24 protein-coding genes and 2 tRNA genes are annotated in these 21,710 nt (G+C 70.1%); 14 read left to right on the top strand and 12 right to left on the bottom strand.

Going from position 1 to position 21,710, the window contains the following annotated elements; genetic code table 11:
* Positions 1-480: 480 nt before the first annotated feature.
* Both KTN05_RS01485 and KTN05_RS01480 read right to left on the bottom strand, forming a co-directional pair.
* A tRNA-Asn gene (locus tag KTN05_RS01485) sits at positions 481-555 on the bottom strand.
* Between the two features lie 73 nt (positions 556-628).
* Positions 629-1,504 (bottom strand): MBL fold metallo-hydrolase, encoded by an 876-nt coding sequence (locus KTN05_RS01480; RefSeq protein WP_217327578.1) that lies wholly within the window; start codon positions 1,502-1,504, stop codon positions 629-631.
* A 34-nt stretch (positions 1,505-1,538) separates the two neighbouring features.
* Between KTN05_RS01480 and KTN05_RS01475 the strand changes: the two genes are divergently transcribed.
* Entirely contained in the window at positions 1,539-2,867 is a 1,329-nt protein-coding gene (locus tag KTN05_RS01475; protein ID WP_217327577.1) for an ATP-binding protein, read from the top strand.
* A gap of 209 nt (positions 2,868-3,076) precedes the next feature.
* Here the strand turns inward: KTN05_RS01475 and rnd are convergent, their stop codons facing one another.
* From rnd to KTN05_RS01460, 3 genes are all read right to left on the bottom strand, one after another.
* Complete coding sequence (rnd, locus tag KTN05_RS01470; RefSeq protein WP_217327609.1) at positions 3,077-4,246, bottom strand: ribonuclease D; 1,170 nt, start codon at positions 4,244-4,246, stop codon at positions 3,077-3,079.
* A 92-nt stretch (positions 4,247-4,338) separates the two neighbouring features.
* Positions 4,339-5,466 (bottom strand): tRNA guanosine(34) transglycosylase Tgt, encoded by a 1,128-nt coding sequence (gene tgt, locus KTN05_RS01465; protein ID WP_217327576.1) that lies wholly within the window; start codon positions 5,464-5,466, stop codon positions 4,339-4,341.
* Between the two features lie 61 nt (positions 5,467-5,527).
* Entirely contained in the window at positions 5,528-6,274 is a 747-nt protein-coding gene (locus KTN05_RS01460; protein WP_217327575.1) for a GNAT family N-acetyltransferase, read from the bottom strand.
* A 148-nt stretch (positions 6,275-6,422) separates the two neighbouring features.
* Here KTN05_RS01460 and msrB point away from each other — a divergent pair, with 148 nt between their 5' ends.
* A complete protein-coding gene (gene msrB, locus KTN05_RS01455; protein ID WP_217327574.1) occupies positions 6,423-6,824 on the top strand; it encodes a peptide-methionine (R)-S-oxide reductase MsrB in 402 nt (133 codons plus the stop codon).
* Positions 6,825-6,875: 51 nt separating this feature from the next.
* Here msrB and KTN05_RS01450 read toward each other — a convergent pair whose 3' ends face one another.
* Positions 6,876-7,340, bottom strand: coding sequence for an outer membrane protein assembly factor BamE (locus KTN05_RS01450; RefSeq protein WP_217327573.1), 465 nt, complete (start codon positions 7,338-7,340; stop codon positions 6,876-6,878).
* Positions 7,341-7,553: 213 nt separating this feature from the next.
* Between KTN05_RS01450 and KTN05_RS01445 the strand changes: the two genes are divergently transcribed.
* From KTN05_RS01445 to KTN05_RS01430, 4 genes are all read left to right on the top strand, one after another.
* Positions 7,554-8,093 carry a DUF177 domain-containing protein gene (locus KTN05_RS01445; RefSeq protein ID WP_217327572.1) on the top strand — a complete coding sequence of 180 codons (540 nt, stop codon included), beginning with the start codon at positions 7,554-7,556 and terminating at the stop codon, positions 8,091-8,093.
* Positions 8,094-8,224: 131 nt separating this feature from the next.
* On the top strand, positions 8,225-8,428 hold the full coding sequence (gene rpmF / locus KTN05_RS01440; RefSeq protein ID WP_217327571.1) for a 50S ribosomal protein L32: 204 nt from the start codon (positions 8,225-8,227) through the stop codon (positions 8,426-8,428).
* Between the two features lie 54 nt (positions 8,429-8,482).
* Positions 8,483-9,610: a phosphate acyltransferase PlsX gene (plsX, locus tag KTN05_RS01435; RefSeq protein WP_217327570.1), complete on the top strand. Its 1,128-nt coding sequence runs from the start codon at positions 8,483-8,485 to the stop codon at positions 9,608-9,610.
* Positions 9,607-10,620 carry a beta-ketoacyl-ACP synthase III gene (locus KTN05_RS01430; RefSeq protein WP_217327569.1) on the top strand — a complete coding sequence of 338 codons (1,014 nt, stop codon included), beginning with the start codon at positions 9,607-9,609 and terminating at the stop codon, positions 10,618-10,620. Before plsX ends, KTN05_RS01430 begins: the two co-directional genes overlap by 4 nt.
* 62 nt (positions 10,621-10,682) lie before the next feature.
* Here KTN05_RS01430 and KTN05_RS01425 read toward each other — a convergent pair whose 3' ends face one another.
* The gene (locus KTN05_RS01425) at positions 10,683-10,949 is read right to left on the bottom strand and encodes a DksA/TraR family C4-type zinc finger protein (RefSeq protein WP_217327608.1); all 267 of its coding nucleotides are present in this window, start codon (positions 10,947-10,949) and stop codon (positions 10,683-10,685) included.
* Positions 10,950-11,124: 175 nt separating this feature from the next.
* Here KTN05_RS01425 and ihfA point away from each other — a divergent pair, with 175 nt between their 5' ends.
* The 7 genes from ihfA to KTN05_RS01390 all read left to right on the top strand — a co-directional run bounded on the left by ihfA (position 11,125) and on the right by KTN05_RS01390 (position 17,409).
* The gene (ihfA, locus tag KTN05_RS01420) at positions 11,125-11,433 is read left to right on the top strand and encodes an integration host factor subunit alpha (protein ID WP_217327568.1); all 309 of its coding nucleotides are present in this window, start codon (positions 11,125-11,127) and stop codon (positions 11,431-11,433) included.
* Complete coding sequence (locus tag KTN05_RS01415; RefSeq protein WP_217327567.1) at positions 11,430-11,990, top strand: MerR family transcriptional regulator; 561 nt, start codon at positions 11,430-11,432, stop codon at positions 11,988-11,990. Before ihfA ends, KTN05_RS01415 begins: the two co-directional genes overlap by 4 nt.
* A 66-nt stretch (positions 11,991-12,056) precedes the next feature.
* Positions 12,057-12,134, top strand: a tRNA-Pro gene (locus KTN05_RS01410).
* Positions 12,135-12,194: 60 nt separating this feature from the next.
* The gene (locus KTN05_RS01405) at positions 12,195-13,265 is read left to right on the top strand and encodes a 2'-deoxycytidine 5'-triphosphate deaminase (protein ID WP_217327566.1); all 1,071 of its coding nucleotides are present in this window, start codon (positions 12,195-12,197) and stop codon (positions 13,263-13,265) included.
* Positions 13,246-13,926, top strand: coding sequence for an ABC transporter ATP-binding protein (locus KTN05_RS01400; protein WP_217327565.1), 681 nt, complete (start codon positions 13,246-13,248; stop codon positions 13,924-13,926). Before KTN05_RS01405 ends, KTN05_RS01400 begins: the two co-directional genes overlap by 20 nt.
* Before the next feature lie 71 nt (positions 13,927-13,997).
* Positions 13,998-16,349: an FtsX-like permease family protein gene (locus tag KTN05_RS01395; RefSeq protein ID WP_217327607.1), complete on the top strand. Its 2,352-nt coding sequence runs from the start codon at positions 13,998-14,000 to the stop codon at positions 16,347-16,349.
* Positions 16,339-17,409 (top strand): lipocalin-like domain-containing protein, encoded by a 1,071-nt coding sequence (locus KTN05_RS01390; RefSeq protein ID WP_217327564.1) that lies wholly within the window; start codon positions 16,339-16,341, stop codon positions 17,407-17,409. The genes KTN05_RS01395 and KTN05_RS01390 overlap by 11 nt, the downstream gene beginning before the upstream one ends.
* Here KTN05_RS01390 and KTN05_RS01385 read toward each other — a convergent pair.
* The 5 genes from KTN05_RS01385 to KTN05_RS01365 all read right to left on the bottom strand — a co-directional run bounded on the left by KTN05_RS01385 (position 17,387) and on the right by KTN05_RS01365 (position 21,163).
* On the bottom strand, positions 17,387-17,602 hold the full coding sequence (locus KTN05_RS01385; protein ID WP_254367884.1) for a hypothetical protein: 216 nt from the start codon (positions 17,600-17,602) through the stop codon (positions 17,387-17,389). The genes KTN05_RS01390 and KTN05_RS01385 overlap by 23 nt on opposite strands.
* A gap of 44 nt (positions 17,603-17,646) precedes the next feature.
* Positions 17,647-18,315: an SMC-Scp complex subunit ScpB gene (gene scpB, locus KTN05_RS01380; protein WP_254367883.1), complete on the bottom strand. Its 669-nt coding sequence runs from the start codon at positions 18,313-18,315 to the stop codon at positions 17,647-17,649.
* Positions 18,312-19,106: a ScpA family protein gene (locus tag KTN05_RS01375; RefSeq protein WP_217327562.1), complete on the bottom strand. Its 795-nt coding sequence runs from the start codon at positions 19,104-19,106 to the stop codon at positions 18,312-18,314. Before KTN05_RS01375 ends, scpB begins: the two co-directional genes overlap by 4 nt.
* 87 nt (positions 19,107-19,193) lie before the next feature.
* Complete coding sequence (rpsD, locus tag KTN05_RS01370; protein WP_217327561.1) at positions 19,194-19,814, bottom strand: 30S ribosomal protein S4; 621 nt, start codon at positions 19,812-19,814, stop codon at positions 19,194-19,196.
* 146 nt (positions 19,815-19,960) lie between these two features.
* The gene (locus KTN05_RS01365; protein ID WP_254367882.1) at positions 19,961-21,163 is read right to left on the bottom strand and encodes a multidrug effflux MFS transporter; all 1,203 of its coding nucleotides are present in this window, start codon (positions 21,161-21,163) and stop codon (positions 19,961-19,963) included.
* Positions 21,164-21,275: 112 nt separating this feature from the next.
* Between KTN05_RS01365 and KTN05_RS01360 the strand changes: the two genes are divergently transcribed.
* Positions 21,276-21,698: a DUF1489 family protein gene (locus KTN05_RS01360; RefSeq protein WP_217327560.1), complete on the top strand. Its 423-nt coding sequence runs from the start codon at positions 21,276-21,278 to the stop codon at positions 21,696-21,698.
* Positions 21,699-21,710 lie beyond the last annotated feature (12 nt).

Here is a 21,710-nt window from a genome sequence, read left to right as displayed (position 1 = left end):
GTTGCCGCTCTTTGTCGAGCACGCCAATGAGATGGGCACATCGGAATTGCATTGAACCAGCATCATGTTGGCGGCCAACGCGCCGACCACGGACCGAAGCATGCACCCGGTGGGATCTCAGACGAAGGCCGCGGCAACAGCAGGATGGGATGAAAGGCAAACACAGGCCGCACCTCAGCGGCTCGCCTCGCATGCTCAAACTGCTTGACCAAGACGACCCCGTTACCGAAGGTCCTGATCTTCGACCTGATACACCAAGCGAATGCCGGGCGACTTCAGCTTGATCTTGTAGCGGTTACGCTGCCCACTGAGCCTGTCCGCTTCAACGCGGGGATTTTGCAGGCGCTCTGCCAGCTTCCGCTTGATTCGCTCGCGGACAGCCGTAGAGGTGAGATAGGTGACAAATCCGGTGACATGCCCCAAACGCAACCTGAACACCGTCCACGCAGGTGCGCTAATGCCTTGAAACTATTTGGATTTTGGCTCCGGCGGTAGGGATCGAACCTACGACCAATTGATTAACAGTCAACTGCTCTACCGCTGAGCTACGCCGGAACACGGGGGCGATGTAGCACCGGGTTTGGGGGGCGTCCAGAGGGGATGCGACAAAAATCTGATCCCCGGCGCGTCAGGCGAGATGCCAGGTCGCCCGCACCAGTTCCTCTCGATCCGCGTGGACCGCGCCGAGGTCGTGAAGGGACAGGAGGTGGGACAGCACGCTCCGCGCGGCGGCAGGCAGCAGGTGCGGGGGGATGTCGTAGATGCGGGCGGCGAGGGTGTCGGCGCTTCCCGGCGCCTCGCGCAGCGCGGCGAGGATCTGGGCGGTGCGGGTGCGGCGGTGGGCGCCCAGCTCCCCGAGGCGCCCGGGCACGTCTTCCACCGCGCCGCCATGGGCGGGCAGCAGGCGGCGGGCGCCGGTGGCGGCGAGGCGGTCGAGGGTGCGGAAATAATCGGCCAGATCCCCCTCGGGCGGGGAGATCAGCGTCGTGGACCAGTTCATCACCACGTCGCCGCTGAAGACGGTCTCGCCCCAGGCGAAGCTCAGGTGATTGCCCATGTGGCCGGGGGTGTGGATGGCGGTCAGGCGCCACTCCTCCGTCTCGACCACGGCGCCGTCGGTCAGCAGCAGGTCGGGGGCGAAGGCGCGGTCGATGCCCTCGCCCTCGGCCAGCCCGCCCTGCCCCGCCAGCCGGTTCATCGCGGGCGAGCGGCCCGCCTCGGCATCGCCGTAAGCCAGCAGCGGCGCGCCAGTCATCGAGGCGAGTCGCCGCGCCCCTTCGCTGTGGTCCAGATGCGCGTGGGTGACGAAGATATGGGTGACGCGCCCCCGCCCGTCCGCCCCGGCGGCCGAGGCCATGACCGCTGCAAGGTGCGATTCGATGTCGGGGCCGGGGTCGATCACGGCGACCTCGCGGGTGCCCAGCAGGAAGGTGTTGGTCCCCGGTCCGGTCAGGGCCGAGGGGTTCGGGGCCAGCACGACCCGCTCTTTCGCCGCATCGCTCATGGGCTTAGGCTAGCCGCTTGCGGAAGGGGTTGCCATGGATTTCGGCTGGCTGAAACGACTGATGCCGCGCGGGCTTTACGGGCGGGCGGCGCTGATCCTGTTCCTGCCGGTGGTGGTCGTCTCGGTGGTCGTCACCATCATGTTCCTGCAGCGCCATTTCGAGGATGTGACGCGGCAGATGACCGACACGATGGTCCGCGAACTCGCGCTGGTGGCGGACCGCGTCGGCGGACAGACGCCCGAGGCGCTGGCCTCGGCGCAAGGGATCGCCGCGCCGCTGGAGATCGAACTGACCGTCCCGGCCGAGCCCGTGCAGGACCGGCGGGAGTTCATCGACTTCTCGGGCCGGGTGGTGATCGCCCGGCTGCGCGAGCAGCTTCCGGCGGTGACGGGCGTGGACCTGTCGGACCTGCGGGAGGTGCGCGTCTCGATGGCGGGCGATCCACCCTTGCTGATGGAGTTCTCGCGCCGCCGGGTGAGCGCGGCGAACCCGCACCAGCTTCTGGTGCTGCTGCTGGGAACGTCGCTGCTGATGACGGGCATCGCGGCGATCTTCCTGCGCAACCAGTTGCGGCCGATCCAGCGGCTGGCGCGGGCGGCAGAGGCGTTCGGCCGCGGGCGGATCGTTCCCTATCGCCCTGCCGGCGCGGCGGAGGTGCGCAGCGCGGGCGCGGCGTTTCTCGACATGCGCAACCGGCTGGAGCGGCAGAACGAGCAGCGCAAGCTGATGCTGTCGGGGGTCGGCCACGACCTGCGCACGCCGCTGACGCGGCTGAAGCTGAGCCTGTCGATGCTGTCGTCCGATCTGCCGCCCGAGCCGTCCGAGATCGAGGACATGGAACGCGACGTGGCCGAGATGAAGCGGCTGGTGGACGGATTCCTCGACCACGCCCGCCACGACGCGATGGACAGCGCCGCCCTGCCCCAGCCCGCTTTGCCCTTCGTGCAGGGGGTGGTGGGCGATGCCCGCCGCGCCGGACAGAACGTGACGCTGGCGCGGCTGGAGGGCGATGCCCGCGCCGAGGCGACGTTCCGCACCGACATGCTGCGCCGCGCGGTCGAGAACCTGATCGGCAACGCCGTGCGCTACGGCACCCGCGCCGAGGTCGAGGCGGCGATCGGCACGAAAAGCTTCCGCATCTCGGTCGAGGATGACGGGCCGGGCATCCCGGCCGCCCGGCGCGAAGAGGCGGTGCGGCCGTTCACCCGGCTCGACCCCGCCCGCAATCAGGATCGCGGCGGCGGTGTCGGGCTTGGCCTGTCGATTGCCGCCGATGTGGCCCGCGCGCATGGCGGGCAGTTGCGGCTGGGGGATGGCAAGCGGTTCGGTGGCCTGCGGGCGGAGATCGTGATTCCGCGCTGAGGCTGGCTTTCAGTGACAGCGCCCCGTCGCTCGCCCCGACTATCAACGAACGTCCCTGCACTTTCCAGAAGGGAAGCACGGCAAGCGGAGATCATATCCCCACCCGTCTCACATCCTACGGCATTGCTTCTGGACCTGCGGCCAGGCCGGCGCTGGCGGACCCCATGGCGAGCGGGCTGACGGGCCGCGCATCCGGGCCGCCGACCGGATCACCCCACCGGCACGACCTTCACCGCGCCGCCGCCCGCCGACAGGGCGATGCTGCCCTGCGCCAGACGCAGCGCGTCGTTGCCGAAGACCTCGGCCCGCCAACCATGCAGCGCCGGCAGATCGCGCCCGCCCGAGGCGATGGCGTCCAGATCGGAGGACGAGGCGATCAGCTTGGGCGCAACCCCGGCCGCGTCGGCCTTGGCCTTCAGCAGCACCCGCAACAGGTCGGCCAGCGCCGCGTTGCCGGGCTTGCCCTCGGGCTCCGGTGCAGGTTTCGGCGGGTCCTTGACCTCCATCCCGGCCTTCACGGCGGCGAGAATGCCCTGCGCGATGTCGCCCCGCCGCGCCTCGCGCAGCAGCAGGCGCGAGCGGCCGAGGTCTTCCTCGGTCAGCGGCTTGGTCGAGGCGAGTTCGATCAGCGCGTCGTCCTTGAAGACGCGGCTGCGCGGCACGTCGCGGGTCTGGGCGTAGATCTCGCGGAACTTCGCCAGCTCCCGCACCACCGCCAGAAAGCGCGGCGAGCCCGAGCGGGTGCGGACCCGCTCCCATGCCTCATCCGGGCGCACGATGTAGGTTTCGGGATCGACCAGCACGGCGGCCTCTTCGGCCACCCAGGACTCGCGGCCGGTCTTCTTCAACTGCGCCGCCAGAAATTCGTAGATCGCCCGCAGATGGGTCACGTCGGCCAGCGCATAGGCCGCCTGCGCGTCTGACAGCGGGCGGCGCGACCAGTCCGTGAAGCGCGACGACTTGTCGAGGTTCTCGCGCGTGATCTTGCGCACCAGCGTCTCATACCCGGCCTGCTCGCCGAAGCCGCAGACCATCGCGGCGACCTGGGTGTCGAACAGCGGATCGGGGAAGACGGCGGCGTCGTGGAAGAAGATCTCCAGATCCTGCCGGGCGGCGTGGAACACCTTGACCGTCGCGGTATGGCGGAACAGATCGTAAAGCGGCTCCAGCGACAGGTCTGCGACCAGCGGATCGACCAGCACGGCGGGCCCGCCCTCGGCCTTTGGGCCGGATGCGGGGGGCAGCGCCATCTGGATCAGGCAGAGCTTGGAATAATAGGTCCGCTCGCGCAGGAACTCGGTGTCCAGCGTGACGTAGGGCTGGGCCTTGGCCAGTTCGCAGAACGCGGCGAGTTCCTGCGTGGTGGTGATGGTTCGGATGTCTTGGGACGCCATGAAAGCCTTTCGGATCGGCGGTTCGTCCGCCATCGTCGCGCTTTAGGGGACAAACCGCGTCTGCGCCAGATATTCGCTCAGAGCGGGGGCAGGTCTCCGGCGGCGCGTTGCGCGTGGAACTCACCGACCCATGCGTCCAGCGAACCGGTGGCGATGGCGTCCCGCATCCCCTGCATGATCTCCTGAAAATAATGCAGGTTGTGCCAGGTCATCAGCATCGAGGCGATGATCTCGCCCGAGCGGAAGACATGGTGCAGATAAGCGCGGCTGTAACCCGAGCAGGCCGGACAGGTGCAGTCCGGGTCCAGCCCGCGCGGGTCCTCGGCGTGACGGGCGTTCTTGATGTTGACGACGCCGTGGCGGGTGAAGGCCTGCCCGGTGCGGCCCGAACGCGAGGGCAGCACGCAATCCATCATGTCCACCCCGCGCTGGACGGCACCCACGATGTCGTCGGGCTTGCCCACGCCCATCAGATAGCGCGGCTTGTCCTTTGGCAGCAGGTCGGGTGCGTAGTCGAGGACGCCGAACATCGCCTCCTGCCCCTCGCCCACGGCAAGGCCGCCGATGGCGTAGCCGTCGAAGCCGATGCCGCGCAGCGCCTGGGCGCTTTCCTCGCGCAGATCACGCTCCACCCCGCCCTGCATGATGCCGAACAGCGCATGTCCCGGCCGGTCGCCGAAGGCGTCGCGCGATCGCTGCGCCCATCGCATCGACAGCCGCATCGCCTCGGCCTGCCGCTCATGCGTGGCCGGCAGCGCGGGGCATTCGTCGAACGCCATCACGATGTCCGAGCCCAGCAGCCGCTGAATTTCCATGCTGGTCTCGGGCGACAGGAAATGGCGCGAGCCGTCGATATGGCTGGCGAAGGTCACGCCCTCCTCGGTCAGCTTGCGCAGATCGGCGAGGCTCATCACCTGGAAGCCGCCCGAATCGGTGAGGATCGGGCGCTGCCAGTTCATGAAGCGGTGCAGCCCGCCCAGCTTGGCGATCCGCTCGGCGCCGGGGCGCAGCATCAGGTGATAGGTGTTGCCCAGCAGGATGTCGGCCCCGGTCGCACGGACCGATTCAGGCAGCATCGCCTTGACGGTCGCGGCGGTGCCCACCGGCATGAAGGCGGGGGTGCGGATCTCGCCGCGCGGGGTCTGGATGACGCCCGCCCTCGCCTTGCCGTCGGTGGCGTTCAGGGTGAAGGAAAAGCCGGTCATCGCAGCCTCGCGCAAGGGAACACGGGGTTCTAGGGCCGCGAGGGGGCGGGCGCAAGCCGCCCTATCCCGCCACCAACCGCAGCAGCTTTGCACGCGCGGGCGGAATCGCGCGGATTTCCAGCCCGGTGAAGACATGCAGCGTGTTCAGCTCGCGGTCCACCACCGCGTGATCGCTGACCCAGCCGCCCATCAGCAGATAGGTCCGCAGCAAGGGCGGCATCGCCGCCATCGCGGCGCGGGCATCCGGGGTCCGGCGGCGCAGCAGGCGGCCGAAGCGGAACACGTCGGGCGCCTTGATGCGCGGCAGCCAGCGATCCGGGGCGAGGTGCCGCTGGCGCAGCATGGCAAAGGCGTCCTCATAGCCCGAAGGCTCGGTCCCGGTGAACGACGAGCAGCCGAACAGCAGCTCGATCCCGTTCTGATCGACATATCGCGTCACCGCACCCCAGGCGACGCGGAGGATATCGGGATCGTGATGCTCGGGATGGATGCAGAAGCGGCCGATCTCGGCCATCCGGCCGGGAAAGGCGCCGAGCTTCGACAGACCGTAATGCTGGGCCGAATAGCTGCGCCCGATCTCGGCCCCGCTGGCAAACGGCAAGATGCGGAAGCAGGCGACGAGCTGGCCGCTGCGCGTCTCCTCGACCAGCGCGTGCTGGCAGATCGCATCGAACTCGTCGGCGTCCAGCCCGGCGCTGTCGCTGCCGCGGCCGATGAAGGCCAGCCAGCGCAGCCGCTGCGCAGCCTGCAGATCGCCCGCGCCTTCGGCAAGCCGGACCCGGTAACGTCCTTTCAGAAGTGCCAGCATTCCTATAGCCCCATCTGCCGCTCCGGCATCCGTGGAAACCTGCCCGCGCAAGGCGAGCGTCCGCGCCCTCGGCTTCGTCCGGGCCGCCCGCATCTTGTCGCAGGCGGGCGCGGCCCTATCTTCAATGGCAGAGATATATAGGTGCCTGATGACAGAAAAGATAACGCGAAGCGATGCCGAATGGCGCGAGATGCTCGACCCCGAGGCTTACCGCGTCACACGCCATGCGGGAACCGAACGCCCCTTCTCGCATCCCGGTTTCCCCGAGGCGGAGCGCGCGTCCGGCCATTATGCCTGCGTCTGCTGCGACGCCCGGCTGTTCGATGGCGACCAGAAGTTCGAGAGCCATTGCGGCTGGCCGAGCTTCTCGCGCGCGGGCGGGCAGATCGACGAGCATCGGGACGCGAGCCACGGCATGATCCGCACCGAGGTCCGCTGCCACCGCTGCGACGCGCATCTGGGCCATGTGTTCCCCGACGGGCCGCCGCCCACCGGCCAGCGCTACTGCATCAACGGCGTGGCGCTGCGCTTCGTGCCGGACGCGGCCTGAACTCCGCCGCGGCGCGGGGGCAGGCGCCCCCGTGTCGGCCGCTCCCCGGTGTCAGTCGTTGGGAATGATGGCGCTCGGGTCGATATTGCCGACGCTGCCCAGCAACTGACCGATCAGGCCGATGCCCTGCACGTTGGTCTCCGTCACGCGCCGCGACAGCGCGACGACGCGGCCACGCTCCAGCCCGAACCGTTCGACGTTGGAGACGGTGCCCGCCTCGTCGAAGCTGATGGCGACGACCTGCCGGTCGATCTCGCGCGGCTCGCGGGGGCCGTAATGTTCCCAGCGCGAGCCGACGTAATACCAGGCCGAGCCGGTCAGCACCCCGGTCGCGCCGGGGCGGCCGATCAGCCCTTCCAGTTCATCCTGACGGGTCTGGCCGACCACGACCTGCGCAAGGTCGAGTTCGGGCGGGACATAGCCGTGGTTGCGATACTGGCGCACACAGCCGGCCAGCGCGGCGCTTGCGGGAAGCGCCAGGGCAAGGGCGATGAACCGTCGCCGGGATGTCGTCATGCGGTTCCTCGCCTTCCACTTCGCGCCGTCGCTTCGCGCTGCAAGTTCCTGCGCGATGTTGACTGCGCGGGCAACGCTTAGCAAACTCATCCCGAACGCTCAAGAATGTCGCGTCATTAGATGGGGATGCGCCGAAACCCGGCGGCAAGACGCCGCCTGCCCCTCCGCCAGCCCCCGATTCACACGGCGGACCCACCGCCGGAAAGGCCCCCGATGTCCGTCGCCGATCCCTTCACCCACCGCCTGCGGGTCTCGCAGCTGAACCCCCGCTCGCCCACCGAACTGACGCTGGCGCCGGACGCAGGCCAGCGCGCCGCCATCGCCGCCGAACTGGATCTGCTGGACCTTCCCGCGCTGCGGATGGCGGCGAGCATTTCCCCCGCCCCGCATGGCGCGTGGGAGCTGATCGGCCGCCTGACCGCCCGCGTCGTCCAGCCCTGCGGGGTGACGCTGAACCCCGTGGAAACGGCGCTGGACGAGGAAATCCGCCGCGTCTGGACGCCCTACGCCACCACGCCCGAGGGCGAGGAGGTCGAGATGCCCGACGCCGATGTCGAGCCGCTGGGCCAGTCCATCGACGCGGGCGCGGTGATGATCGAGGCGCTGTCGCTCGCCCTGCCCGAATACCCCCGCAGCCCGGATGCGGAACTGGACCCACCCGCCGAAGCAGCGGGCGAGGCCGAAGAGGCCGAGGAAACCCGCAAGCCGTTCTCCGGCCTCGCCGATCTTCTGGCCGGAAAACCCCCGTCCTGATGGCCGGATGCGGCGCCGTTGCGGCTTTGTCCCTTGATCGTCGGACGATTGTGCCGTATCTGCGCGGTTCGATTCCCAACCCGAGCGGGCCCGATGCGTGCGCCCCTTGCCCAAGTCATAAGGTTACGCCAATGGCCGTCCCCCAGAACCGAGTTACCCGGTCCCGCCGCAACATGCGCCGTTCGCACGACGCGCTGGTCGCCGGCAACCCCAACGAATGCCCCAGCTGCGGCGAGCTGAAGCGCCCGCACCATGTCTGCCCCTCGTGCGGCCATTATGCCGACCGCGAGGTCGTCGCCCAGGCGAGCATCGATCTCGACGACGACGCGGCCTGAACCGGACGGGGGCAGCCCCTTCCGGCAATGTTCAACGGCTAGCGGCGGGTCGAAATGGTCAACTCTGGCATGACGGAACCGGCGCGCGGGGCTGAAGGGCCCGGCAGCGTGGTGATTTCCGTCGATGCCATGGGCGGCGACCGCGGACCGGCCACCGTCGTCGCCGGCATCGCCGCCAGCGCCGAGAAGAACCCCGAGATCCGCTTCATCGTCCACGGACCCGAGGACGAGCTGCGCCGCCTGATCGGCCGCCGCAAGGGCTTGGCCGAGCGCTGCGACATCCGCCACGCCCCCGGCGTTGTGACGATGGACGCCAAGCCCGCCCAGGTGATCCGCAGCGCGCAGGACACCTCGATGTGGTCCACGGTCGAATCGGTGCGCGCGGGCGAGGCGACCGTGGCCGTGAGCTGCGGCAACACCGGCGCGCTGATGGCGCTGTCGATGCTGCGGCTGCGCAAGCTGCCCGGCGTGAACCGCCCCGCCATCGCCGCCCTCTGGCCCTCGCGCAACCCGCAGGGGTTCAACGTGGTGCTGGACTGCGGCGCCGATATCCGCGCCGACGCGCCGGACCTGCTGCAATTTGCGATGATGGGCGCGAGCTATGCCCGCAACGGCCTCGGGGTCGAACGCCCGCGCGTCGGGATGCTGAATGTCGGCACCGAAGAGCACAAGGGCCGTGCTGAGCTGCGGCAGGCGCATGAGCTGATCGGCGCGGCGGCAGAGGTCGGCGGCTTCGACTATCGCGGCTTCGTCGAGGGCGGCGACATCATGGGCGCACGCGTGGATGTGATCGTCACGGACGGGTTCACGGGCAACATCGCATTGAAGACCGGCGAAGGCACGGCCAAGCTGGTGGGCGACTTCCTGAAAGAGGCGTTCCGCAACTCCGTCATGTCCAAGTTCGCAGCCCTTCTGGCGATGACCTCGCTCAAGCGCCTGCAAAAGCGCATCGACCCGCGCCGGGTGAATGGCGGGCTGTTCCTGGGGCTGAACGGGATCGTCGTGAAATCGCACGGCTCGGCGGATGCCACCGGCGTCTCCGCCGCGATCAAGCTGGCCTTCAAGCTGGCCCGGTCGGGCTTCCATGACCGCGTGGCGGCGCGCGTCGCGCAGGCCAGCGCCGAAAGCGCCGCCGCAAAGACGGACGACGCCGCGCCCCCCACAGCCGGAGTCGCATCGTGAACGACACCCTCTCGCCCGCCGCGCCCGTAACCGCCAAGGTCCGCCGCGCCGTCGTGCGCGGCACCGGCCATTACCTGCCCGAGCGCGTGGTCGAGAACGAGCATTTCGCGCAGACGCTGGACACCTCGGACGACTGGATCCGCTCGCGCACCGGGATCGAACGACGCCACTTCGCCGCCGACGACCAGCGCACCAGCGATCTCGCCATCCTCGCCGCCCGCGCGGCGATCGAGGATGCGGGGATGCAGCCCGACGACATCGACGCGATCGTCCTGGCCACCTCGACCCCCGATTTCACCTTCCCGTCCGTGGCGACGATGGTGCAGGCGGGCTTGGGCATGACGCGCGGCTTCGCCTTCGACGTGCAGGCGGTCTGCGCGGGGTTCGTCTTCGCGCTGTCCAATGCCGATGGTCTGATCCGGTCCGGTCAGGCCGACCGGGTGCTGGTCATCGGGGCCGAGACCTTCAGCCGGATCATGGACTGGACCGACCGCGGCACCTGCGTCCTCTTCGGCGACGGTGCCGGGGCCGTGGTGCTGGAGGCGATGGAGGGCGACGGCACCACCGATGATCGCGGGATACTCTCCACCGACCTCAACAGCGACGGGCGCTACAAGGACATCCTGCATGTCGATGGCGGCGTCAGCTCCACCGGCACGGCGGGCTTCCTGCGGATGAAGGGCAATCTCGTCTTCCGCCACGCGGTCGAGAAGCTGGCTGACACCGCCCACCGGGCGCTGGACAAGGCCGGGCTGTCGGCGGGCGACGTGGACTGGCTGGTGCCGCATCAGGCCAACCTGCGGATCATCGCTGCCACCGCGCAGAAGATGCAGTTGCCGATGGAAAAGGTCGTGCTGACGGTCGCGGATCACGGCAACACCTCGGCTGCCTCGATCCCGCTGGCGCTGTCGGTGGCCGACCGCGACGGGCGGTTCCAGGAAGGCGACGTGGTCGTGACCGAGGCGATCGGCGGCGGCCTGAGCTGGGGCAGCGTCGTCCTGCGCTGGTAAGCCCTGCGCCGGCTTGAGGGCGCGAATCCGCCGCGCCACCCTGCCCCGGCCTCACCTACGGATCACTTCAACTGGCTGTCCTTCGACGCGCGCCGGTTGATCCCCGCAGCGGGCTTCCGCGCCCGGTCGCGTTCCTCCTGGCAGTCGATGCACAGCTTGACGCCGGGCAGCGCCACGCGGCGCGGCTCGGGGATCGGCTCGCCGCAATCCGCGCATTCGCGCAGGGATTCGCCGGTCGGCTGCCGGCCGCGCGCCCGCGCCAGCGCCTCCTGCGTGCTGACTTCGATCTGTTCGTTCACTGCGCCGTCCTGCGCCCAACCCCCCGCCATCTCCCGGCCTCCTGTCATGCGTCGGTTGCAATGTGGGGCGCGGGCGCGGCATTGCCAAGCGGCGTTCCCGCAAAAATGCTGCGTTTTCAGCAGGGCGCGGAACGAAGCCTTTGCTGGGGCCGTTGACTCGCACCCCGCGAGGCCGCATTCTGCCCCAATCCGAAAGGCATTCCCGATGAGCGATAAGACCGTCACCCGCATGGATCTGGCCGAAGCCGTGTTCCGCGAAGTGGGCCTGTCGCGGCATGAATCGGCGCAGATGGTCGAAAGCGTGCTCGACCACATCTCGGACGCGCTGGTGCGGGGCGAGCAGGTGAAGATCTCGTCCTTCGGCACCTTCTCGGTGCGCGACAAGAACGCCCGCATCGGCCGCAACCCCAAGACCGGCGAAGAGGTGCCGATCACCCCTCGCCGGGTCCTGTCCTTCCGCCCCTCGCACCTGATGAAGGAACGCGTCTCGGCGGGCAACAAACGCCGGGCATGACCAAGGCCCCCGACGCCTTCCGCTCGATCGGAGAGGTCGCCCAGATGGTCGGCGTCGCCCCCCATGTCCTGCGCTACTGGGAAGCGCAGTTCCCCCAGCTTTCCCCCGTCAAGCGCGCCGATGGCCGCCGCTATTACCGGCCGGACGACGTCCATCTGGCCGCCGGGCTCTGCGAGGTGCTGCGCGAGGAAGGGCTGACTATCCGCGGCGCCAAGCGGCTGCTGTCGATGGACCGGGGCGCCGATCTGCGCGCGCGGGGCGAGAGGCGGCTCCAGGCGGCGGACGGTGCCGAACCGACCCCGGTGGACGGCAAGGCCACGGCGGCCGCACGGCCGAAGCCTGCCCCCCGCGCCCGCAAGGCCGACGCAACGCCCACGGCCGAACTTCCGCTGTTCCCGGACCTCGCACCCGATTCCGCAGCAGCCACATGGCTCGCCCGGCTCACCCGCATCGCGGGCCAGCTTCGGACCCGCGCCGAGCCCCTTCCGCCCGAGGCGCAGGCGCTGGCCGCCCGGCTCCGCGCCGCCCATCCTGGGATGACGCGCAGCGCGCCGTGAAAGCCGACAGTTTTCCGCACGCATCCCCTTGTGCAGCCCGAACGCTTCGATCTATATGGCCGGCGTCGGGCCGTGGCGCAGTCTGGTTAGCGCGTCCGTCTGGGGGGCGGAAGGCCGCGAGTTCGAATCTCGCCGGCCCGACCATCACGAAAACGCCCGCCCTTCGTGGCGGGCGTTCGCATATTCGATCAAGGCGGAGGGGTTATGGCCGGCGTTCTACCTGACCGGGACCTCCAGCGCCTGATCGACGCGGGCGCGATTTCCGCGGATTCCCCCATCGCCGCCGACCAGGTGCAGCCCGCAAGCCTCGACCTGCGGCTGGGAAACTTCGCGTGGCGCATCCGCGCCTCGTTCCTGACCGGCAAGGGCCGCACGGTCCGCGACCGGCTCGCCGATTTCGAGATGCACCGCATGGACCTGACCGGCGGCGCGGTGCTGGAAAAGGGCTGCGTCTATCTGGTCCCGCTGGCCGAGCGGATCGCCCTGCCGTGCGGCGTCGATGGGGTGGCGAACGCCAAGTCCTCGACCGGGCGGCTGGACCTGCTGACGCGGCTCGTCACCGATGACGGGACCGAGTTCGACCGCCTGCCCGAAGCCTATGACGGCCCGCTTTACGCCGAGATCTGCCCCCGCAGCTTTTCCGTCCTCGTCCGCCCCGGAATGCGGCTGAACCAGCTTCGCCTGCGGGCCGGCCATGCGGTGCTGGACGACGACGCCCTGAGCGCGCTGCACGCCCGCACCCCGCTGGTGAGCGGCGGCCCCGCGCTGATCGACGGCGGCCTCGGCTTCTCGGTGGACCTCAAGCCCGCGCAGGGCGATCTGGTCGGCTACCGCGCCCGTCCGCATACCGGCGTCGTCGATCTGGACCGGATCGGCGCCTATGACGCGCGCGATTTCTGGGACGAGCTGCGCGGCGCGGGCGGGCCGCTGATCCTCGATCCCGGCGCATTCTACATCCTCGTCAGCCGCGAGGCGGTGACGATCCCCCCGGACCACGCCGCCGAGATGTCGCCCTATCTGGCGATGGTGGGCGAGTTCCGGGTGCATTACGCGGGCTTCTTCGATCCCGGCTTCGGCCACGGCGCGGCGGGCCAGGGCGCGCGCGGCGTGCTGGAGGTCCGCTGCCACGAGGCGCCGTTCGCGCTGGAACACGGGCAGGTCGTGGGACGTTTGCTTTATGAACGGATGCAGTCGCCGCCCGAGCGGCTTTACGGGGCGGGCATCGCCTCCAATTATCAGGGGCAGGGTCTGAAGCTTGCCAAGCAGTTCCGCTGACCATCGGGTCGCGACGGCCGAAGGGCTGGTCAAATCCTATCGCTCCCCCGCCGGCGAGGTTCCCGTGCTGCGCGGCGTGGACCTGACCGTCCGGCGCGGGGAAAGCGTAGCGATCACGGGCGAATCGGGCAGCGGGAAAAGCACCCTGCTGCATCTGATCGGCGGGCTGGATGCCGCAGATGAGGGGGCGCTGACGGTTCTGGGCACCGATCTGCGGACCGCCCCCGACCGCGCCCGCGCGGCGCTGCGGCGCGATCACGTCGGGATGATCTTCCAGCAGTTCAACCTGATCCCCTCGCTGACCGTCGCCGCCAACCTGGCCTTTCAGGCGCGGCTGGCCGGGCGGCACGACCCGGCCCGGGTGCGGGCGCTGGCCGAGGAGTTGGGCCTTTCGCCCTTGATGGACCGCTACCCCGAGCAGCTATCCGGCGGCCAGCAGCAGCGTGTCGCCATCGGCCGGGCGCTAGCCGGCGATCCGCCGCTGGTGCTGGCGGACGAGCCGACCGGCAATCTGGACGAGGCGACGGGCGATGCCGTGGCGCAGGCGATGCTGGCGCTGGTGCGCCGGCGGGGCAGCGCGCTGGTGCTGGTGACGCATTCGCTGCCGCTCGCCGGGCTTTGCGACCGGCGGGTGCATCTGCGCGCCGGGCGGCTGACGTGAGCCTGCGCCGGGCAGCGCTGGTCCTTGGCGCGCTGCTGTCGCACTGGCGCAAGCGCCCGCTGCAACTGGCGATGCTGCTGGCGGGGCTGATGCTGGCAACCGCGCTCTGGTCCGGGGTGCAGGCGATCAATGCCGAGGCGCGGGCGAGCTACGCGACCGCCGCGAGCCGGCTCGGCACCGGCGCGCTGGCGCGGCTGCAACCGGCACCCGGCAGCGTCCTGACGACCGGCGATCACGTGCGCCTGCGCCGCGCGGGCTGGCTCGTCTCGCCGGTGGCCGAGGGGCAGCTGCGGCTGGGCGGTGCCCGCGTCTCGGTAATGGGGATCGAGCCGGTGACGCGGCTGGGACTCGCCTCGGCGGGTGGCGGCGTGGGGGAAACGGAGGAACTGCTCCGCTTCATCACGCCTCCCGGCCTCGGCTATGCCAACGCGGAAACGGCGGCGGCGCTGGAAAGCGCGGATCTCGGTGGCCTGACGATCCGCCTCGACCCGGACGCGCCCGCCAACACGCTGATCGTCGATATCGGCATCGCGCAGAGCCTGCTGCGGCTGGAGGATCGGCTGACCGCCCTGATCCTCGCCGAAGACCAGCCCGTCGGCCTGCCGCCGCTGACCGAGGCCGCCCCTCATCTGGTCCGGGTCGAGCCGGGACAGGGCAGCACCGACCCCTCCGCTCTGACCCGCAGCTTCCACCTGAACCTGACCGCCTTCGCCCTGCTCAGCTTCATCGTCGGACTGTTCATCACCCAGTCCGCCGTCGGCCTCGCCTTCGAGCAGCGCCGCCCGATGCTGCGGACCCTGCGCGCGCTGGGTGTGGCGCGGGCCGAGGTGATGGCGCTGATGGCCGCCGAACTGGCGATCGCCGCGCTGGTCGCCGGGGCGGCCGGGATCGTGCTGGGCTGGGCGATGGCGGCGGCGCTGATGCCGGGGGTCGCGGCGACGCTGTCGGGCCTCTACGGGGCCGAGGTGTCGGGCGCGCTGGCGCTGCGGCCGGGCTGGGTAGCCTCGGGGCTGGCGATGGCGCTCGCGGGCACGGCGCTGGCCGGCGCGCGGGGGCTGGCGCAGACCGCGCGGATGCCGCTGCTCGCCGCCGGGCAGGCCGCCCCCTGGGCCGAGGCGACGGCCCGCGGGCTACGACGGCAGGCGCTTGCGGCGGCGGTGCTGATCGCCGGGGTGCCGCTGTGTCTTGCGGTCGGCGGGCTGGTCGCCGGCTTCGCCGCGCTCGCCTGCGGGCTGCTGGCGGCGGCGCTGCTGCTGCCGGTGGCGCTGGACGCCGCCCTGCGGCTTGCGGCGAAGCTCGCGCGCGGCGTGCTGACGGGATGGTTCGTCGCCGACACGCGCCAGCAGCTTGGCGGCCTGTCGCTGGCGCTGATGGCGCTGATGCTGGCGCTGGCCGCAAATATCGGCGTCGGCACGATGGTCGGCAGCTTCCGCGCGACCTTCACCGGCTGGCTGGACCAGCGCCTCGCCGCCGAGCTTTACGTCACCGCCCGCACCGAGCCCGAGGCCGCCGCGATCCGCGTCTGGCTCGGCGAGCGGGCGGATGCGGTCCTGCCGATCTGGAACGCCGAGGCGCCGCTGGCGGATCAGCCGGGCCGGGTCTACGGCTTCATCGACCACGCGACCTATCGCGAGAGCTGGCCGATGCTGTCGGCCGAGCCCGGCGTCTGGGAGCGGGTCGCGCAGGGCGAGGCGGCGCTGGTCAACGAGCAGCTTGCCCGCCGCGCGGAGCTGCGCCTCGGCGATCCGCTGGACCTGCCCGGCGGCCCCCTTCCCATCGCCGGCATCTATTCCGATTACGGCAATCCCAACCCGCAGGCGATGATCGGCCTCGACGCGTTCACCGCCCGCTTTCCGGGCGCGCCGCGGCTGTATCAGGCGGTCCGGGTGCCCCCTGAAGATGCTGCGGGCCTGGCGGAGGCGATGCGCGACGAGTTCGACCTGCCAGCCAGTGCCGTCGTCGATCAGGATCGCGCCAAGCGCGTCTCGTTGCAGATCTTCGACCGGACCTTCGCCGTCACCGCGGCGCTGAACGTGCTGACGCTCGCGGTGGCGGGGATCGCGCTGCTGACGGGGCTGCTGACGCTCGCCTCCATCCGGCTGCCGCAACTGGCGCCGGTCTGGGCGGCGGGCATTCCGCGCGCGCGGCTGGCGCGGCTGGACCTTGCCCGCACGCTGATCCTCGCGCTCGCCACAGCGGTCTATGCGGTGCCGGTGGGCCTGGGTCTGGCGTGGATGCTGCTGACGGTCATCAATGTCGAGGCGTTCGGCTGGCGTCTGCCGATGCTCGTCTCGCCCGACCTGCTGGCGCGGCTGGGGGTCGCCGCGCTGCTGACGGCGCTGGCGGCGGGCAGCCTGCCGGCGCTGCGGCTGGCGCGGATCACGCCGGGCAAGCTGCTGAGGGTGTTCGCCGATGAGCGCTAGATGGCTCGCCGTGCTGCTGCTGGCCGCCCTGCCCGCCTTCGGGCAGCAATCCGGCTTCGCGGGCCTCGGCGCGGATGTCGAGGGCTTTGCCCTGCCGGACGCCGCCTACGACCTTACCTTCCCCCGCGATCACGGCGCGCACGAGGATTTCCGCATCGAGTGGTGGTATCTGACCGCCAACCTGCGCGATGCCGAGGGGCGGGACTACGGCGCGCAATGGACGCTGTTCCGGTCGGCCCTCGCGCCGGACGGCCCGGAAAGCGGCTGGTCCGCGCCGCAGGTCTGGATGGCCCATGCCGCCGTGACGACGCCGGACGGTCACCACTTCGCCGAACGCTTCGGGCGCGGCGGCATCGGTCAGGCGGGCGTCACCGCCGCGCCCTTCTCGGCCTGGATCGACGATTGGGAGATGACCGCCCCGAACGCCGCCTCCGGTATCGACCGGCTGCACGTCGCCGCGCGCGGCAGCGACTTCGCGCTTTCGCTGGAGGCCGAGGCGCAAGGCCCGCTGGTCCTTCACGGCGCGGACGGCTTCTCGATCAAGAGCGAGGCGGGACAGGCCAGCCATTACTACAGCCAGCCGTTCTACGAGGTTTCGGGGCGGCTGACGCTGCCGCAGGGAGAGGTCGAGGTCACCGGACAGGCGTGGCTGGACCGCGAGTGGTCCTCGCAGCCGCTGGACCGCAGCCAGCAGGGCTGGGACTGGATGGCGCTGCATCTGGATGACGGGCGCAGGCTGATGGCCGCGCAGGTGCGGGGACAGCCGTCCTTCGTCTTCGGCAGCCTGATCGCACCGGATGGCAACGTGCAGCCGCTGACCGGGGACGACCTGCGCCTGACGCCGGGACGGGCGATCCCGCCGACGACGTGGCGGGTCGAACTGCCCGCCGCCGGGCTGGATCTGGACATCGAAGCGGTCAACCCCGACGCGAACATGGCGACCAGCGTGCCTTACTGGGAAGGACCGGTGCGGATCGGCGGATCGGCCACCGGCCGGGGATATCTGGAGCTGACGGGATACCCGCCGGGACAGGGCGTCAGCGGCCGAAGCGGCGGGTGATGCGGGCGGCCTGGCGGGCGCGCTTGACGGCCTGCCGCATGTCCTTGGCCTGCTTCTTCGCAGCGGCGGAAGGTTGTCCGTTCGGCACTCCTCCCTTGCCCGAGCGTGACATCCGGTCGATGCCCTTGTTGACGCCCCAGTTCATCGCCCGGCGGGTCACCATGCGGGCGAGCATCCCGAAAATGCCGTTCATGTTCATTCCTGCTGTTCCCCCCACAGGCGCGGTGGCAGCGGCCCCTAACGCTGGTCGAAAAGATCTTCGGCAGGCAGCGACTCGCCTGCATCTTCCTCGCCCATATTGGACCCGCCGGCCTGTCGCGCAAGGGGCAAGCCCGCAACCGACGGGCGAGCGTCCAGCAGGCCCGCCGCCCGCAGTTCCGAAAGCCCCGGCAGGTCGCGGGTCTGCTCCAGTCCGAAGTGGTCGAGGAACGCATCGGTGACGACGAAGGTCGCCGGCCGGCCCGGCGTGTCGCGGCGGCGGCCCATGCGGACCCAGCCGACCTCGATCAGCTGGTCCAGCGTCCCGCGGCTGACGGCGACGCCGCGGATTTCCTCGATCTCGGCGCGGGTGACGGGCTGGTGATAGGCGACGATCGCCAGCGTTTCGGTTGCCGCGCGCGACAGGCGGCGCTGCTCGACCGTCTGTTCCTGCATGAGGAAGCCGAGATCCCCGGCAGTGCGGAACGCCCAGGCATCGCCCACCCGCACCAGTTCCACCCCGCGCCCGGCATAGCGGCGGCGCAGCGCGGCCAGCGCCTCGGCCGGGTCGCTGCCGGTCGGCATCCGGGCGGCGAGGTCGGCCATCCGCATCGGCTGGGCCGAGGCGAACAGCATCGCCTCGACCATGCGTTCCTGCTGCGCCATGTCGGGGGGCGGAAAGGCGGGGATCGGGGCGGCGCCGGTCATGTCCGCTTCCGCCGGCGGATCGAGATCGGGGCGAAGGTCTCGCCCTGCCGCAATTCCACCTGCCCCTGCTTGGCCAGTTCCAGCGAGGCCGCGAAGGTCGCGGCGGTGGCCGAGCGGCGGCGGTCGGCCGAGCCCTCCCACCCATCCGGCAGGAACTCGGCCAGCGATGTCCAGTCGCCCGCGAAGCCGATCAGCCCTCGCATCCGGTCCAGGGCCTGCTCCATCGTGTAGATGTCGCGGCGGTCGAAGGCATAGGGGCGGAACTCGTCGCGGGTCTTGAGCCGGGCATAGGCGCGCATCAGATCGATCAGCCTCGCCTGCCATTCGACCCGCCGCACCCGCGCCACCGTCTCCGGCGCGCCGCGGGCGAAGCGGTCGAGCCCGAGCCGGTCGCGCCCCATCAGCCGCGCCGCCGCCTCGCGCATGGCCTGAAGCCGCTCCAGCTGAAACGCCAGATGCGCGGCCATGTCCTCGGCCGATGGCCCCTCGGCCTGCGGATCGGGCGGCAGCAGCAACCGCGATTTCAGGAAGGCGAGCCACGCCGCCATCACGAGGTAGTCCGCCGCAAGCTCGATCCGCAGGCTGCGCGCCTCCTCGACGAAGGCAAGATACTGCTCGGCCAGCGCCAGCACGCTGATCTGCATGAGATCCACCTTCTGCGTCCGCGCGAGCGTCAGCAGCAGGTCCAGCGGGCCGTCATAGCCCGGCACGTCCACGATCAGCGCGTCGGGGCCCGGCACCGCAGGCTCGGGCAGGTCGGGCACGGGGGTCAGATGCGGGGGCCGGCTCATGGGCGAAGGGTCAGGCAAGGCGCTGGGGCTGTCAACGAAAAGGGCCGCCCCCAAGGGACGGCCCAAATCTGCAAACTGCGAACCGAATCAGTTCTGGGCGTAGTATTCGACGACCAGGTTCGGCTCCATCACGACGGCGTAAGGCACGTCGCCAAGGGCCGGGATGCGCACGAAGGTCGCGGTCATCTTGTTGTGGTCCACTTCCAGATAGTCCGGCACGTCGCGTTCCGGCAGCCCGACGGCTTCCAGAACGATGGTGAGTTGGCGCGACTTTTCGCGGACCGAGATCACGTCGCCTTCCTTGACGCGATACGAGGCGATGTTCACGCGCTCGCCGTTCACCTGCACATGGCCGTGGTTCACGAACTGGCGGGCGGCGAAGATGGTCGGCACGAACTTGGCGCGATAGACGATCGCGTCCAGACGACGCTCCAGCAGGCCGACCAGGTTCTCGCCGGTGTCGCCGCGGACGCGCTCGGCCTCGGCATAGATGCGGCGGAACTGCTTTTCGGTCAGATCGCCATAGTAGCCCTTAAGCTTCTGCTTGGCGCGCAGCTGGGTGCCGAAGTCGGACAGCTTCTGCTTGCGGCGCTGGCCGTGCTGGCCGGGGCCGTATTCGCGGCGGTTCACCGGGGACTTGGCGCGGCCCCAGATGTTTTCGCCCATGCGGCGGTCGATCTTGTATTTGGCAGCGGTGCGTTTGGTCATCGCTGATCTCCTTCGTCAGTTGTGAAGGGCGTTGTCCTTTCCCCTTCGACCGTTTCAGTCTGGGGGCGACAGGCTTCCCCTTGCGGGGTCCACCAACACCAATGGAAGCGGCGCTTATATAAGCGGCGGGCGCGGTGTCAACCGCGTCATTTCATCCGCCCCATGAGCAGCCATGCGAGGGCCGAACAGACCAGCGCCGCCAGCGCCACCGGCAGCGCGCTGCCGTCATAGGCCAGGCCCACGGGCACCGCGATCGCCACCGCGCCGATGGTCGAGATCGCCGACACGACCGAGGCGGTCATCCCGGCGATATGCCCCAGTTTCTGCATGGCGAGCGCATTGAGGTTGCCAAAGGTCAGCCCGGCCATCATGAACACGCCGACCGCCCATACGAAGAACGCCGGAAAGTTCAGCCACGGCGGCAGCGCGCCGGTCAGCAGCAGGATCAGGAACAGCGCCGACATGACGACCTGAACGCCATAGGCCGTCCGCGCCAGCCGCCGCATCCCGAACCGCATCACCAGCCGCGCGTTGAGGATGGTCCCGCTTCCAGCGAGGACCGCCATGGCCGCGAACCACAGCGGGAACTGCTCGCCCTTGCCGTAGGCCTCGCCGAAAAGCTGCTGCGCCGACGACAGCAGCGCGAACATCTGCCCGAACCCCAGCGAGAGGACCACGGTGGTCAGCACCACCTCGCGGTGCGACAGGACCTCGCGGACGCCGTTCCACAGCGTTCCCAGCCGCAGCGGCCGCCGGGCCGGTGCGGGCAGCGTCTCGGGCTGGCGCAGAGTCAGCCACAGCCAGCCGGCGGTTCCGAAGATCACGAAGCCGGCGAAGACCCCGTGCCAGCCCCACAGCCGGATGAACCCCTGCCCGATCAACGGCGCCATGGCGGGAACGATCATGAACACCATCATGATGAAGCTGGTGATCCGCGCCATCTCGCGGCCCTGATACATGTCGCGCACCATCGCCGTGCCGACGATCCGCGGCGCGGCGGCGCCCAGCCCCTGCGCGAAGCGCAGCGCCAGCAGCACGTCCAGCGTTCCTGCGAACATCGCCCCGACCGAGGCCACGAGATAGATCGCGAAGCCGATGGTGATCGTCGCCTTGCGGCCGATCGCGTCCGAGATCGGCCCCGCGAACAGCGTCCCGAGGCCCATCCCGGCCATGAAACTCGTCAGGATCAGCTGCGCGCGGTTCGGATCGTCCGGCGTCAGCACGGCCGCGATCTGCGGCAGCGCAGGCAACATCGCGTCGATCGAGAACGCAACGGTGGCAAACAGCAGCGCCAGCATGGCGATCAGCTCGCCCTCGCGCAGGCGGCGGGTAGGGGTGTCGCGGAACATGGGTGGTCCTTTCCCCGGCACGGCTAGGGTGGATGCATCCCGTGCGCAAGCGCCGTCAGGGAACATGGCTGCGGGTCTGTTAACCATTCTGGCGCGGGCCTATATTCCGGCCATGACGGCTTCCCTGCACATGATGAAACTCTGCGTCGGCGCGCAGTCCCCCGCCGATCTGGAAACCTGGCAGCGCGCCCGCTTCGGCGACGGCCCGACCCAGCACGTCACCCGCATGCGACCCAAGCGCGAAGCCGAGCTGCTGGCCGGCGGCTCGATCTACTGGGTGTTCAAGGGCGTGATGCTCGCCCGCCAGCGCCTGATCGCGCTGGAACCGCGCCGGGGCGAGGACGGCATCGAACGCTGCGCCCTGATCCTCGACCGCGAGCTGGTGCGAGTGACGGGCGTCCCGCGCCGCCCCTTCCAAGGCTGGCGCTATCTCAAGCCGGACGACGCGCCAACGGACCTGCCCCCTGGCCGCGAGGTGGAACAACCCCTGCCCCCGAAGCTCGCCCGCGAGCTGGCCGAGATGGGGCTGCTGTAGCCCGCAGCCGCC

Source organism: Paracoccus sp. Z118, assembly GCF_019061185.1.
Taxonomy (GTDB): domain Bacteria; phylum Pseudomonadota; class Alphaproteobacteria; order Rhodobacterales; family Rhodobacteraceae; genus Paracoccus.
Note: the sequence above shows the minus strand (reverse complement) of the source record. Positions and strands in the feature narration are given on the sequence as shown.